The organism is Glutamicibacter arilaitensis Re117 (genome assembly GCF_000197735.1).
Lineage (GTDB): Bacteria > Actinomycetota > Actinomycetes > Actinomycetales > Micrococcaceae > Glutamicibacter > Glutamicibacter arilaitensis.
Genome location: NC_014550.1, coordinates 2,121,030 through 2,134,527, shown reverse-complemented (window position 1 = coordinate 2,134,527; position 13,498 = coordinate 2,121,030). Strand labels below are relative to the sequence as shown.

At 54.5% G+C, this 13,498-nt stretch carries 13 protein-coding genes and 1 tRNA gene; 5 read left to right on the top strand and 9 right to left on the bottom strand.

Annotated elements, in window-relative coordinates:
* Positions 1–43 precede the first annotated feature (43 nt).
* Both sufC and AARI_RS10240 read left to right on the top strand, forming a co-directional pair.
* The gene (gene sufC / locus AARI_RS10245) at positions 44–802 is read left to right on the top strand and encodes a Fe-S cluster assembly ATPase SufC (protein ID WP_013349223.1); all 759 of its coding nucleotides are present in this window, start codon (positions 44–46) and stop codon (positions 800–802) included.
* A gap of 10 nt (positions 803–812) precedes the next feature.
* Complete coding sequence (locus AARI_RS10240; protein WP_013349222.1) at positions 813–1,157, top strand: metal-sulfur cluster assembly factor; 345 nt, start codon at positions 813–815, stop codon at positions 1,155–1,157.
* Between the two features lie 148 nt (positions 1,158–1,305).
* On the opposite strand, the gene AARI_RS10235 is transcribed toward AARI_RS10240, so the two are convergent.
* The 6 genes from AARI_RS10235 to AARI_RS10210 form a co-directional block, all read right to left on the bottom strand.
* On the bottom strand, positions 1,306–2,484 hold the full coding sequence (locus AARI_RS10235; protein WP_013349221.1) for a thiolase family protein: 1,179 nt from the start codon (positions 2,482–2,484) through the stop codon (positions 1,306–1,308).
* Complete coding sequence (locus tag AARI_RS19285) at positions 2,481–3,920, bottom strand: class I adenylate-forming enzyme family protein (RefSeq protein ID WP_013349220.1); 1,440 nt, start codon at positions 3,918–3,920, stop codon at positions 2,481–2,483. Before AARI_RS19285 ends, AARI_RS10235 begins: the two co-directional genes overlap by 4 nt.
* A 4-nt stretch (positions 3,921–3,924) precedes the next feature.
* A complete protein-coding gene (locus AARI_RS10225) occupies positions 3,925–4,506 on the bottom strand; it encodes a biotin transporter BioY (RefSeq protein WP_013349219.1) in 582 nt (193 codons plus the stop codon).
* 45 nt (positions 4,507–4,551) lie between these two features.
* Positions 4,552–5,157, bottom strand: coding sequence for an energy-coupling factor transporter transmembrane component T family protein (locus AARI_RS10220; protein WP_013349218.1), 606 nt, complete (start codon positions 5,155–5,157; stop codon positions 4,552–4,554).
* On the bottom strand, positions 5,154–5,843 hold the full coding sequence (locus AARI_RS10215; protein ID WP_013349217.1) for an energy-coupling factor ABC transporter ATP-binding protein: 690 nt from the start codon (positions 5,841–5,843) through the stop codon (positions 5,154–5,156). The genes AARI_RS10220 and AARI_RS10215 overlap by 4 nt, the downstream gene beginning before the upstream one ends.
* Positions 5,844–5,990: 147 nt before the next feature.
* Positions 5,991–6,707, bottom strand: a complete 717-nt coding sequence (locus AARI_RS10210) for a LysE family translocator (protein ID WP_013349216.1) — start codon at positions 6,705–6,707, stop codon at positions 5,991–5,993.
* 156 nt (positions 6,708–6,863) lie between these two features.
* Here AARI_RS10210 and AARI_RS10205 point away from each other — a divergent pair, with 156 nt between their 5' ends.
* Positions 6,864–7,310 carry an Lrp/AsnC family transcriptional regulator gene (locus tag AARI_RS10205; protein ID WP_013349215.1) on the top strand — a complete coding sequence of 149 codons (447 nt, stop codon included), beginning with the start codon at positions 6,864–6,866 and terminating at the stop codon, positions 7,308–7,310.
* Here AARI_RS10205 and AARI_RS10200 read toward each other — a convergent pair.
* The gene (locus AARI_RS10200) at positions 7,307–8,524 is read right to left on the bottom strand and encodes an MFS transporter (protein ID WP_013349214.1); all 1,218 of its coding nucleotides are present in this window, start codon (positions 8,522–8,524) and stop codon (positions 7,307–7,309) included. The genes AARI_RS10205 and AARI_RS10200 overlap by 4 nt on opposite strands.
* A gap of 291 nt (positions 8,525–8,815) precedes the next feature.
* On the opposite strand from AARI_RS10200, the gene AARI_RS10195 reads away from it, so the two are divergent.
* Positions 8,816–10,498 carry an FAD-binding dehydrogenase gene (locus tag AARI_RS10195; protein WP_013349213.1) on the top strand — a complete coding sequence of 561 codons (1,683 nt, stop codon included), beginning with the start codon at positions 8,816–8,818 and terminating at the stop codon, positions 10,496–10,498.
* A gap of 131 nt (positions 10,499–10,629) precedes the next feature.
* Here the strand turns inward: AARI_RS10195 and AARI_RS10190 are convergent.
* Positions 10,630–10,703 (bottom strand) — tRNA-Arg (locus tag AARI_RS10190).
* Between the two features lie 243 nt (positions 10,704–10,946).
* Positions 10,947–12,383, bottom strand: coding sequence for an IS1380-like element ISAar8 family transposase (locus tag AARI_RS10185; protein ID WP_013347665.1), 1,437 nt, complete (start codon positions 12,381–12,383; stop codon positions 10,947–10,949).
* 221 nt (positions 12,384–12,604) lie between these two features.
* On the opposite strand from AARI_RS10185, the gene AARI_RS10180 reads away from it, so the two are divergent.
* Positions 12,605–13,447: a CPBP family intramembrane glutamic endopeptidase gene (locus AARI_RS10180; RefSeq protein WP_049862627.1), complete on the top strand. Its 843-nt coding sequence runs from the start codon at positions 12,605–12,607 to the stop codon at positions 13,445–13,447.
* Positions 13,448–13,498 lie beyond the last annotated feature (51 nt).

The window sequence follows — 13,498 nt, the reverse complement described above, 5'->3', positions numbered from 1 at the left end:
AGTTTTTAGCCTTAGAGCTTTTTAGAAAGAAACGGAACGACGTATGTCTACTCTGGAAATCAAGGACCTGCACGTCTCGATTGACACCGAGCAGGGCGAGAAGGAAATTCTCAAGGGTGTAACCCTGACCATCAAGACCGGCGAAACCCACGCAATCATGGGCCCTAACGGCTCGGGCAAGTCGACCTTGGCTGCGACCATCGCTGGCCACCCACGCTACAACGTCACCTCCGGCACCATCACCCTCGACGGTGAAGATGTCCTGGAGATGAGCGTTGACGAGCGTGCCAAGGCTGGCCTGTTCCTGGCTATGCAGTACCCAGTAGAGGTACCAGGCGTAACCATGACCAACTTCCTGCGTACCGCCAAGACCGCAATCGACGGCGAAGCTCCGAAGCTGCGTACCTGGACCAAGGACGTCAAGGAAGCCATGAGCAAGCTGAAGATCGATGCCGACTTCGCTGGCCGTAACGTCAACGAAGGCTTCTCCGGTGGCGAGAAGAAGCGCGTAGAAATCCTGCAGCTGGAACTGTTCAAGCCTAAGTTCGCAGTACTGGACGAGACTGACTCCGGTCTGGACGTTGACGCGCTGAAGGTTGTCTCCGAAGGCGTTAACCGCGCTCAGGAAGAAAATGAAATGGGCACCCTGCTCATCACCCACTACACCCGCATCCTGCGCTACATCAAGCCAGAATTCGTGCACGTGTTCGTGGACGGCCGGGTTGCAGAACAGGGCGGCCCGGAGCTGGCTGACCGTCTGGAAGAAGAAGGCTACGACCGCTACCTGAACGTCAAGGCCTAAGGTTACAGTCATGAGCGAATCGACCGAACAGAGCACGGGAGCCACTACGACTCCTCTGGAAGACGTTGAGGAAGCGCTCAAGGACGTCATTGACCCTGAATTGGGTGTCAATATTGTCGACCTGGGTTTGCTGTACGGCCTGAAGTACGCAGAAGACGGCGTACTCTTGCTGGACCTTACGCTGACCACCGCTGCTTGCCCGCTCACCGATATCATCGAGGAGCAGGTTGGCCAGGCGCTGGAGAGCGTTGTAGACGAGCACCGACTGAACTGGGTTTGGATGCCACCATGGGGTCCAGAACGCATTACCGATGATGGTCGCGATCAGATGCGAGCCCTAGGGTTCAACATCTAATCACGGCTAATACGCACAGAACCGCTCACTGCGAAAGGTGAGCGGTTCTTTGCGTTATCTCCACCGCCTTCGCGTACTCGAAGGCGGAAAAGATAGCAGAAGCGCTTCAGAGGCAAGCGGATGCTTTCGTATTCGCTCGCTCAGCCAGCTATTCTCCGGTTTGCAGTCCCAACACCGATTCAAAGGCCACGGCGCCTCCGGTGCCTCCTGCCGCAGCCATAAGGGCGATGGCCCTCTGGCCGTTCAGATGTGCTTGTTTTGCTTGCCAATAGAGTCGGGTCGCCAAAATAGCTCCGCTGGCTCCGTAGGGGTGTCCTAACGCGAGTGCTCCACCATTGATGTTCACCTGTTCCTCGGGAATCTCCAGCTCATCGAGGCAGGCCAGGGCCTGTACGGCAAAAGCCTCGTTGAATTCGATCAGGGGAGTACCGGTCCCGCTGGCAGGCGGCAGCAGGCCCGTGAGTTTACGGTATGCCGGTACGGCGGCCATACCTAGAACTTGAGGATCGCAGGCCCCGGATGCTGCAGCCAGGTATTTGAGGGAGAAGTTCGCCTTGAGCCTTCGGCGCATTTGATCACTCACCAAGATGACTGCAGCGGCCCCGTCATTGATTGGACAGGAATTTCCTGCAGTAACAGTGCCACCGGGAACAAATGCTGGCTTGAGCGCAGCGAGTTTTCTCAGCGTGAGACCGGACCTGGGGCAGGAATCTGCCGCTATGCGTCCGCTGCTAGTTTCGATAGGGACCATTTCTTGAATGAAGTGTCCGTCGAAGTTTGCCTGCAGCGCCCGTTGGTGGCTGCGCAATGCGAAAGCATCTTGCCGTTCTCGAGAAATTCCATAAGCCCGGGCGATATTTTCTGCAGCTTCACCCATCTCGGGATCAGGATCTGGAGCAGGGGTGAAACGCGCCCGCGAGTACACGCGCGGCGGGGTGAGAGCCGAGGACTGCTTTTCGACTCGCCACGGAGCAGTGCTCACGGATTCAACACCGCCGGCCACAACGAAATGCGCTTCTCCGCTTCGGATCATTCGTGCTCCAGCGGCAATGGCTTCCAGCCCACTGGCGCATTGGGCATCGATCGAAGTAGCACTGACCGTAGCGGGCAGAACAGATGCCAAAGTTGCTACGCGCGCAATATTTCCACCTGGTCCTGCCGCACTACCAGCAAATACATGGTCCACTTCCAAAGGCGAGATACCGCTTCGCTCCACTAGCTCATCGATTACCTGCGCGAGCAGTTGGTCGGCAGTAATCCGCGAGTACTCTTTGCCTGCTCGCACGATGGGGGTGCGTGCAGCATTGATGATGTATGCATTGTTCATCGCAGATCGTCGCTCCGTTGGATTTCGAGGTGCTGGATATTGAGATCCTTGGTTTTCAGTTTTCCGCTGAAGGATTCTGGCCAGGCTCGTAGGTAAATGATTTGATGCGGAACCTTGTATTGCGGCAAATATTCCTGAAGCTCGGCTAGCAGTGTCGCTGGATTTTTTGGTGGATCAACGGTGTAGGCAACCAACGTCGGTGTCCCATCCAGTTCAACCAGTTGCACGATGGCATTCGGTAGTCCCACGGCTTCAAGTGCTGCGCTGACTTCGCCGGTATGGATATTATTTCCATTCAAATTGAGCATCTGATCATCACGGCGGGAGATCATGATGCGTCCGGTTTCCTCTATTCGTGCACGATCTCCAATGCAGATCGATGATCCGCATCGGGAAATATTGGTCTCAGAACTGGGGTCGTAGCCTTTTGAATTGAATGGGCTATCAACATAGAGCTGCCCGAATCCGGTTTGCGGATCCATTTCATGGATGTGCGCTCGAACTCCAGGGAATAACTGCCCGTCAAAATGCGGTGGAGCTGATTGGGCTAAGCCGCGCTCCCGGTAGGCGATCAGGCTGTGTTCACTACTGCCGAAGTATTCGAGGCACTGTACTCTCGGTGCGACCCGGTACAGTTCTCGAACTGTGTCTTGGTTCAGAGCCTCACCTCCGCTGACCACCGTACGAAGGTTGGAGAGCAGTTCGGGTCCAAGAAGAGAAAGTAGTTTGGAGAGAATCGTAGGGACGGTCACGATTCTTGTGCAAATAGTCTTCTCGACCAACGTGCGCACGCCGGTTGGATCCCACTTGCCGGTAGCCAAGAATGTACCGCCGGTATGCAATGATTCGATCATTGCGTAGAGCCCCAGCCCATGGGATATCGGCCCAGGACAGAGGGTGGCTGCAATTGGTGTTGCACCCAAGATATCAGCGCCGCAATTCAGGGATTGCTCCCACGAGGCGAAAGTCCGGAGTACCGGTTTTGGATACGAAGAGCTACCGGAAGTGCAGATGACGAGCAGGCCGTGTGTATCGGAACTATCCGTGGCGGTTTCAACGGGTGTTTCGGCCAGTGGTGACTCGTGATTCCCGGATTGGGCAGAACGGCCAAGGTGTGAGAGCGAATTCCAGGAGGTCAGCGATAAATCGCAGCGAAGTCTGGACACCATTGACGTTGCCAGATTCGAGGGCCACGCAGGGTCGACGATCACCATGTTTTTCCCGCTGCGTACAATCCCGTAGAAGGCAATGGCCATCTCAATGGGATCGTTGGTATGCACTGCGATGCGATGACCAGATAATTCCGTTAATTGGTTGGCAAGGCAGTAGCTTCGTCGGTGTAGCTGCGCGTAAGTCAGCTGGTGATCTGGAGTCAGGACGGCAAGATGCTCCGGTCGTTCGTTGGCCCATCGTGCCAGCTCCTGCCACAGTTTCATTTTTCTACTTCATCAAGCCACGGTAGCTGTGATGCACGGTGAGCGCTACCAGAGTGGTCACGACTGCTTTCAAGATGTCACCTGGCAGAAAACCCAAGGAACCAATCAGCGAAGTGCGCAGATCCAGGCCGGTCACAACTGCGGTCCAAGGGACTCCGAACAAGTAGATGACTGCGACGCCGCCAACGAGGACTGAGAACAGACCGGTGATGAAGCGTACGGTCTTATTTTCATTGCGCAGAACCCAGTACTTGAAGAGTGCTCCAATCACCAATGATCCGAAAATCCAACCAACCAGGTAACCTCCGGTTGGTCCAAACAGGATACCGAGTCCGCCGCGTCCGCCTGCCAGGAGTGGCAACCCAGCCAAAGACAGAATCACCACCACCGACGAGGCTAAGGCTCCGCGCCAAGGGCCCAACAGTGCTCCTGCCAGCATGACGCCCAAGGTCTGCAGGGTAATGGGTACAGGAATGATCCCTAAAGTGATGGGCGGGAGGAGCCCCATGGCCGCGATCATGGCCGCAAAGACAGCGACATAGACCGTATTTCGAGTTTGGGATGTTGAAGCAGTATTTATCGACATGGGTGATCCTTGGAATACGAGTGAAGGTGAAAGGTGATTGCGCAATTAGCGCTGGTAGGACGCTGAATCATAACCGCGGGCGTCTAGTGCTTCGGCGGTTTCGTCAGCGATCTTAAGAGAACGGATAACGAGGGGGACACTCACGGCCAGTGGATTATTGCCAAGTCCGCGCGCATGCTGCGCCTCGCGAACTTCGAGATAGACCTTTTTGAGTTCCGGGATGAAGCGAATCGTCATGGACAGTCCCAAGGCGATTTGTGCTGGATTTGCCCCGATGAAGCGCAACGGTGAAGCAACTTGTTGAAACAACTCCAACATGGCATCAAAGCTTGTTGTGAGGCTTACCGAATAAGCCAGAAGGCACATGGTCAACAGCCGCAGAACCGAAACGACGGCTTTAGTCCAATCTGTTTGCAGACCGAGGAGAATAAACACAACGCTCAGAATCATGGCAAGTGACAGTAACGGCATACGCAACTGCTTGAAATCAACTCTGGCCGTAAGAAGCAACACCACACTTAGGATGAAAATCGACAACAAGATCAGCCATGAGTTGATCAAATACAGGCCAATGCTCAGCACCAGCAAGGCACCGAATTTCCAGCCTGGTCTAATGCGTGCCAGATATGAACGATTCTTGGATGCGATCATGCGTGGCTCCACTGACGGTAATGAGCGATTGCTTCCATAGGGTGACCGTCGAATGCGATCGCCCCATCAGTCACTACCAGAACCCTGTCGAAATCTTCGAGAATCTCCAAATCATGGGTCACAACAATCGCACGTTGGGCGAGTTTGGCGACTTCCTCTTGGAAGGCCAGCCGATTGCGCAGATCCAACATCGTCGTCGGTTCATCGAAGACAATTGTTCGTGGTTGCATCGCCAATACGGAAGCAAGTGCAACCATCTGCTGTTCGCCGCCGGACAGGGTGTGGCTTTCGCGATCTGATAAGTGCGAGATGTTCAATTCCGCCAAGGTTTCCTGCACTCTTGTTTGGCGTTCGACTTTAGAGATCTGCAGATTCTTCAGTCCGAATGCGATGTCTTCGGAAACGAGCGGCATGATGATTTGATTGGCTGGATTTTGAAAGACAAAACCGACATCACGGCGGATCTGCTTCGCATGCTTGTGGGTGTTCAAGTTGCCCACGTGCACGGTACCGTGCGTCGGTAAAACAAGCCCGTTAATCAGCCGGGAGAGAGTGCTCTTTCCTGCTCCGTTTGCCCCGATGATACCGATGCGCTGCTCGCTTAGCGTAAGGCAAACATCTTTGAGAACATCACGATCTTCAAATTTGACGGTGACATTCTCAAAAAGAATTGGGGGTAGTTCCACGTATGCTCCAGCGCGAGGTCATAGCTTGAACGACTAACTCAGCGATGGAGTAGTGTCTCAGGCCTGCGTTATCGATGACCGGAAAGCCATCGATTACGAGCATACTTGATCACCGTTCAATTGTCTTGATCGGTGTTCAATTTTTTCTTATGCGACGAAGAATTGCTCATAGATCAGGCCCAAGGAAAGGAGGATCATGATGATTCCGGAGCAGAGGGTTACGATTCGCGCTGCCAGCGGTCGGGATCGAAGCAGGGCCTTGGCTGCCATGGCTACCGAGAAGTATACGAGGACGGATACCGCGAAATGAGTCAATCCGAGGGCGCCGGTCTGCAGGGACAAGGGGAGCTTCTGCGAGGAATCCAGGTACTGCGGAATGAGTGCTACATATAGCAACAATGCTTTGGGGTTTGTGCCACTCGTGAGCGATCCCTTGAAGAACTGCTTGCTCGGTGACTGATGGCGCACTTTTTCCAGTACCGCAATAGGGCTGCCGGTTTCATCGCGTGGGTGCGGGGGCGAATCGAGGTTTCCGGTAGCAGGATCGAACCTTGTAGACGTATCGGGTGCAAAGAATTTGGCTCGTTTGGCTGAACGTAGAGTAGAGATGCCGAGCCACAACAAGTAAATCGAACCAGCTGCAGTGAGCCACATCAGCAGGGTTGGTGAACTGGCCACTAAAGTTGCGATTCCGCACACGAGTAATGCCGTGTGGACCAGGTAGCCAGAAAGCAATCCCCAGACCGCGGGGCGGTAACTTGTTTTACCGAGTGCAGAGGAAATGATGTACGCCCAGTCGGCCCCGGGAGTGCAGGCCAAGGTTACCGACACCAAGAGGAATCCGGTGAACTGCGCGAGGTCCATTGCTACTCCTACCATCTATATTTCCGTACTGTCATAACAGTAGGGAAAAATGCACGAAATGTGGTTGCCGAATCTTTGGAAAGATTCTGTTTATCAACAATAAAATCCGCCAATATGCGGAATTAGCGCAAAATTCTTGTGATGTAGTCTGGAAGCATGGATGAATTAGATCGCTCTATCTTGGCTGAGCTGCAGAATGACGGGCGTATGAGTGCCACTGCAGTGGCTGCCAAAGTGGGGCTATCGGTCGCCCCCTGCCATCGGAGGATTAAGGATCTAGAGCGCAGGGGAGTGATTACCGGGTATCAAGCCGTAATTGACCCGGAGCAAGTTGGTTTGGGATTCGAAGCGCTCGTTTTCGTTACGCTCAAGGACCGGGCACAACTTAAGAATTTCGAGCTGGCTGTAGAACGTGAAGAACTGATTGTTGATGCGCAACGGCTCTTTGGCGAGCCAGACTTCTTGCTACGCGTCTTCGCAAAAGACCTGCCGCACTATCAGCGCGTCTATGACGAGGTGCTCGTGGATCTACCCGGAGTGGAAAAGCTCACGAGCACTATTGTCATGCGGAATATCAAAGAGCGGGCAACACTTCCCGTTTAGGCATCCTTGTACGCTGGCTTGCGAATGCGCGTCACCGCAGGCGTTAGCAACAATGAGATGACCAGGACAACAGCGCAAATCCACAGGGCTTGAGGCAACCTTATGGTGTCGACGACGAAACCGATAAAGGGAGGGCCCCCGAGCATTGCGCCGTAGCCAAATGCGCTGACGATGCTCACGGCCTTTGGTCCTAGGCGTTCACCGCGCGAAGCGGCGATGCTCATCCCCAATGGGAAGCCCAGAGAGCTGCCAAGGCCCCACGCGGTTGCGCCGAGACCGACAATATAAGGGTTCGTGCCGGTGATGAATAAGGCAACGCCGAGTAGGCCGACAGTGCCCATGAGCAAAAGGGTATTTCTCGTTCCGAAACGGTCCACCAGACGACCGCCGGCAAAGCGTCCCAGCGTCATGGCCCCGACGAATAGGGTGAACATGAGCGCCCCAATTTGGTGTTTGAACCCATGACCGTTAACAGAGGCCACAGCGATCCAGTCATTGGCCGCGCCTTCGGTGAAGCTCAGCCCGGCAACCATGAGGCCAAGCAAGAGCAAAAGACCTAGCCTCTTTGCTGACTTGGCGCGGTCGTACTGAACATTCCTCTTGGTGGGCGAGATGCTTTCATTTTCCCAGTGTGTTGGCCCTTGACGGGCAATGTATGCGAATGCAGCGATTAGGACTGCTACGAAAGCGAAATGCCAAATCGAGGGGATCTTCAAAGCGATGGTGGCCGTGGCCATGCCAGCACCAATGAGCGTGCCCAAACTAAAGAAACCGTGAAGCGAAGGCATGATGCTACGTCCAGCACGACGTTCCACCTGTGCGCCGCTGACATTCATCATGATGTCTAGACAGCCGAAAACAAGCCCATAAAAGAACAGGGTTATGTATGCGAGAGTGGCGTCTTCGGTAACCGAAATCGCGATGCCAAGGATGACCAGGCAGGCTGCTAATCCCAGTGGCAGGCAACAGAGCAATCGACCCGTCGGAACGAATTTGCTTACCGTCGGGATGAGCGCAATGCCCAGCAAGATGCCAATGGTGCTGCAGATCAGGAATGACCCGAGGTTCAAACCGGAGAAATCAAAAACAGCGTCGATGATGGAAAGGCGGCCGGCCCAAGTTGCAAAAGATAATCCTGCAAGGAGGAATATTAGATTGATACTGGTGCGTTCCGTAACTCTCTGTCGCGTGAGGTGAGCGACCGGTTGGGCCATCAGACACTGTTCCTTTCTATTTCTATAATGCCTAGAGTTTATCGCAAATTACGACGATAAGTTACTGTCCAGTTGGCATTTCCGATTATTATGCGGCGTTGCACTGCTGGTGAACATGGCATTCACAGGTTCGAAAGCCGCTCTCAGGAAAACAACTACGACAGAGGGTAATATCCGACACGATTCAGCCCAATTCAAATGGCAATTTGGGGATAGTCGCCTTCCGATCTGGCAAGTAGGCTCAAGATGAATACCCGTTAAATACTTGCGTGCAGAGGTGGAGGCAGGCCGATGAATTGCGAACAAGGTGGCGTGGTCATAATTGGCGCCGGACTGGCTGGTCTGGTTGCGGCCTCAGAAGCTTTAGATGCTGGATTGAAAATCCGAATTCTCGATCAGGAAAATGACGCAAATCTCGGAGGCCAGGCGTACTGGTCGTTCGGTGGACTCTTTTTGGTCGATACCCCTGAACAGCGCCGTTTGGGAGTTCATGATTCCTTTGACCTTGCGTGGTCTGATTGGCAGCATAGCGCACAGTTTGACCGATTAGCCGACGAAGATCTGTGGGCGCACCGTTGGGCTAAGGCATATGTCGAATTTGCCGCCACTGAAAAGCGATCCTGGATCAAGCAAAAAGGCATTGACCTGACACCGGTGGTGGGTTGGGCTGAGCGAGGAGACGGCCGCGCAGAGGGGCATGGCAACTCTGTGCCGAGATTCCATATCGCGTGGGGAACTGGCACCGGGGTCTCCGAACCATTCGCCAACAAGGTGCGTGAAGGCATGCGGACCGGGAAAGTGCAGGTGCTCAATCGGCACCGTGTTACCGGACTGGTGGTGGAAGGCGGTTCCGTTACCGGAGTTCGAGGAGAAATCTTGTCTCTCGACAACGCTCTTCGAGGGTGGAAATCGACACGAAACGTCGAATCCGAATTCGAATTTTCAGCTGAAGCGGTTGTGATTGCAACAGGCGGAATTGGTGGGAACCATGACTTGGTTCGCAGATTCTGGCCATCCCGGCTCGGCTCAGCGCCCGGGCATATGATTACCGGCGTTCCGGAGTATGTAGATGGCAGCGGCATTGAACTGTCAGAAGCGGCAGGTGCCCGTTTAGTTAATCGGGACAGGATGTGGCACTACACCGAGGGAATTCAGAACTGGAATTCCATTTGGCCAAATCATGGGATAAGAATTCTTCCCGGTCCTAGTTCCATGTGGTTTGATGCAGAAGGAAACCGGCTTGGTGCCGCCTGCCTGCCAGGAGATGACACGCTAGGCACGTTGAAATACCTTCGAACTGATCCAGTTGCCAAGAAATACGACTATTCATGGTTTGTCCTGAACCAAAGAATTTTGGAAAAAGAGTTTGCTCTCTCGGGATCCGAGCAAAATCCTGATCTGACTAATCGAGATAAGGCCGGAGTGATCAAAGACAGAGTCTTTGGAACAGGCGCTCCAGGGCCGGTTAATGACTTCTTGAATCGAGGCGCAGACTTTGTAGCAGCGACCACCGTAGAAGAACTGGCCAGCAAGATGAATGCAATTGCGCCAGAAACAGTGGTTGATGCAAGTAAGCTGCACCAACAGTTGCTCGTACGGGATTCGCAAATAGATAACGCATTCAGCAAAGATCAGCAAATTCAATCGATACGCAACGCCCGAAAGTACATCGGTGACCGTCTGACACGTGTGGTCGCCCCGCATAAAATCCTCGACCCTGCAGCGGGGCCGCTAGTAGCTGTAAAGCTGCATATTTTGACGCGAAAGTCATTAGGCGGTCTGCAGACAGACCTTTCTGGGCGTGTTCTCCAACAAGATGGAAGGGTCTTTGAAGGACTCTATGCAGCTGGTGAAGCATCAGGATTTGGCGGAGGTGGGATTCATGGATACAACGCCCTTGAAGGAACGTTCTTGGGCGGGTGCCTATTTAGCGGTAGACAGGTCGGGCGAGCTGTCGTGGACGCTGTGCGATAGCGCCAAGCTAGGAACAAAACTAAAACCGTGGTGATATTTGCGGTCTTGGAAGCAGTTGTGGTGCTGAATTTGGCCAAAAAAAGAACCGATGTTCACTTGTTTATCCAAGTGAACAGCGGTTCTTGTGCTTGTACCCCCGGCCGGATTCGAACCGGCGACCTAGAGATTAGAAGGCTCTTGCTCTATCCAGCTGAGCTACGGAGGCATAACCGAAAATATTCTAGCCCATGGATCACTCAAAATACGACTTGAGGCCGATAGGCTCTAGCCCAGATTTTTCATGAGGTCTCTGACGGTCATCGAAATCCACTACCCAGGATTCGCGGTGGCCGCTTCTGATTCCGCCCACGCCAAAGAGCGCCGAAACACCAGCGCTGGGTGCCAGGCTCCACCGACCTGGACTGAAATGATCTTTCAATACCAAAGAAACAACAGGACAACCGCCAATTCAAGCAGCCAGCTCACCGCGCCGCCACCGCTGGAAGAACACACCAATACCTTCCTGCAACTGGCAAAGCAACTGCGCTTCTGGTGCTCTCACCGGGATCAACAGCCGGCGCTGCCGGCCACCAGAGACGATTTTCCCAGCCATCGAAAACAGCCGGTACCGCCACCGCTTCAAATCCCACACCGAAGCTTCATGACCACCAGGCAGCACCGCCAACTGCAGCCATGCGACCAAGTTCAAGGCGAACATTGCCAGGTCAGCCCACGCCTGGTTCGCAGCAAAAGACCAATACGGCAGCTTGCCCAACCCCGTGCTCTTGAGCGTTTTAATCCTGTTCTCGCACCGGCCACGGGCACGATGCCGAGCATCAAGGAACGCCACGTTGAACCGCGGAGCATTCGTGAGAAACGCGGTCACCCGATTGCCATCCGTATCGAACAAGTTCGCTTTCGCCCCGGGATGCAACGGCTCAGCACGCAGGTAAATCCGAGTTCCAGGCGGGTATTGCCTCAACTCCAAGACCTTCGTTGCATCAATCACCCACGCATCATCACGCTGATCTCCGTTAGCGTCCAGGGCTGGTTCCCAGTACTTCTTCTCATCGATCCAGCGGATGAAGCGTTCCTTGAGCACCGGCAGCGAATACGACGTGGAGAACTGGAGCCCCAACGAATCCAGGTGGTGCAAGAACTCCCTGGACGACCCAGCACTGTCGGTACGGACCAGGATCTTCTCACCGTGCAGGTTCCCGTGCTCGTCATAGAAATCGTCAGGCAGCTGGGCCAGCGCTTGGGTGAGTACCTCGATATGGGATTTTGCGGAGTTCGCGCCCCTGTTTCCCGGGCGCAGGTGCACGGCGAGGACTTCACCGGTGCCGTTGGCTTTGCCGTAGTCGGCCATGGCGATCATCGGTGAAAAACCGTACCCACCTTTATACGTCCCAGCGCTGGATTCTTTCTCGGAATGGACATGAACCAACGAGGCATCGAGGTCGATAATCAGCGGATTGGCTGCCGTAGCCAGCCGGGCTGGATTCCGCGGCCCGGCCGCATTCCAGACTTTGGAGCGCAGGCTGCGGGTCATGGTGGCGAACCCGTAGGAGAAAGCTTCTGGCTGTTCTTTGATCCGGCCCATGAACCGGCTGACCGTGGCATCCGACGCTACGGAGCCAAAGAGATCTGGTGCGGCTCGTAGCTGGTCAATATCTGTGGCTTGCTCGCCGCCGGCTGCCAAGGACAGAGTCAGGGCGCCGAGGATCTTGCCTGGCCGGTGCGTTGCGGTGGCGGGCACGAATTGGCTGAACCTGTCTTCGCAGAGCCTGCGGAAGTCCAAGGCGTTCAGGAAGCTGGTCAGGACAGACAACCCTGCATGGGAGACCAGGGACTGGCCGGTGAGTTGGGTCGGGATGGCAGGGAAAACGTGGGTAGAATGGTTCACAGAAAAGGTGATCCTTTGAACGGGTATTTTGGAAGCTTAGACACTCCCATTTTCCCAGTTCAGGTCACCTTTTCATCTTTTAAGTCAGTTAATGACTACCGGCCTTCATGAAATACCCGGGCTAGAAATGTACGGATGTCATCGTCTGAGTAGGGGTAGTTAAGTTGCCGAAGTTTAGAATCGGTGGCGTATGGAGCATCGTATGGTTCTGTGTCCTGAGCGTGAGCCTGGCGTGGGCCGTCGCAGCGCCGCTATGGCTAGGCAACGGGATATATGACACGAAACTTCCCGTCATCGCCTCGTTCATGATGTTTACCCCGACTGTCGCCGTGCTGGTGATCGCATTAGCAGAGCGGCGCATCAGGAGTTTCTCCTCTGACGTCGGGCTCTGGCCCATCAATCGTCCTGGAAAATTTGTAGTCGCAATTGTCCTGTCTTATGTCATTCCGCTCGGACTGATCCTTCAGGCACCATTCATTGGTACGTGGCTGGGAGTCTTTCCGGGCGATCTGGAGAACTACACGATCTTGCATATCCTCGCTGGAGAAGCAGGGCCGTTCCAGTACCTCCTGGGACAGGCCGGACTGATAGCTGTCGCGAGTCTCATGAATTCCGTGCTTGCCCTAGGGGAAGAAATTGGATGGCGAGGATGGCTTTGGAGCCGGTTGCAAGCGTACGGCCAGCTCATCTCAATCGTGATCTCCGGGGGGATCTGGGGAATTTGGCACGCGCCGCTGATTCTCCTTGGATATAACTATCCCTTTGCCACTGGGCCTTGGGGAGTAATGGCCATGTGCGGCATGTGCATCGTGTTTGGTGCCTTCCTTGGCTGGTTGCGAAATTTCAGCGACTCAGTGTGGCCAGCAGCGCTGGCGCATGGAGTATTCAACGCCAGCGTCGGACTCGTCTCTTTATTCATAGTGATGGGAGCTCCCTTGGACACTACGCAAGCATCTATCCTGGGTTGGTCTGGCTGGTTGCTCCCGACCTTGGTCATAGCCGTCATGCTCTTATGCGGCGCCTACAACCTAAAGAGGACAACAAATTTATCCACAATACGTTGATTCTGCCGAAGAACAATCCACCGGACGGTCCAAGATCAGATTCCATGACGG

Coding starts and splice junctions, on each gene's coding strand:
- sufC (WP_013349223.1), top strand. CDS start 44: ATGTCTACTCTGGAAATCAAGGACCTGCACGTCTCGATTGACACCGAG.
- AARI_RS10240 (WP_013349222.1), top strand. CDS start 813: ATGAGCGAATCGACCGAACAGAGCACGGGAGCCACTACGACTCCTCTG.
- AARI_RS10235 (WP_013349221.1), bottom strand. CDS start 2,484: ATGAACAATGCATACATCATCAATGCTGCACGCACCCCCATCGTGCGA.
- AARI_RS19285 (WP_013349220.1), bottom strand. CDS start 3,920: ATGAAACTGTGGCAGGAGCTGGCACGATGGGCCAACGAACGACCGGAG.
- AARI_RS10225 (WP_013349219.1), bottom strand. CDS start 4,506: ATGTCGATAAATACTGCTTCAACATCCCAAACTCGAAATACGGTCTAT.
- AARI_RS10220 (WP_013349218.1), bottom strand. CDS start 5,157: ATGATCGCATCCAAGAATCGTTCATATCTGGCACGCATTAGACCAGGC.
- AARI_RS10210 (WP_013349216.1), bottom strand. CDS start 6,707: ATGGACCTCGCGCAGTTCACCGGATTCCTCTTGGTGTCGGTAACCTTG.
- AARI_RS10205 (WP_013349215.1), top strand. CDS start 6,864: ATGGATGAATTAGATCGCTCTATCTTGGCTGAGCTGCAGAATGACGGG.
- AARI_RS10200 (WP_013349214.1), bottom strand. CDS start 8,524: ATGGCCCAACCGGTCGCTCACCTCACGCGACAGAGAGTTACGGAACGC.
- AARI_RS10195 (WP_013349213.1), top strand. CDS start 8,816: ATGAATTGCGAACAAGGTGGCGTGGTCATAATTGGCGCCGGACTGGCT.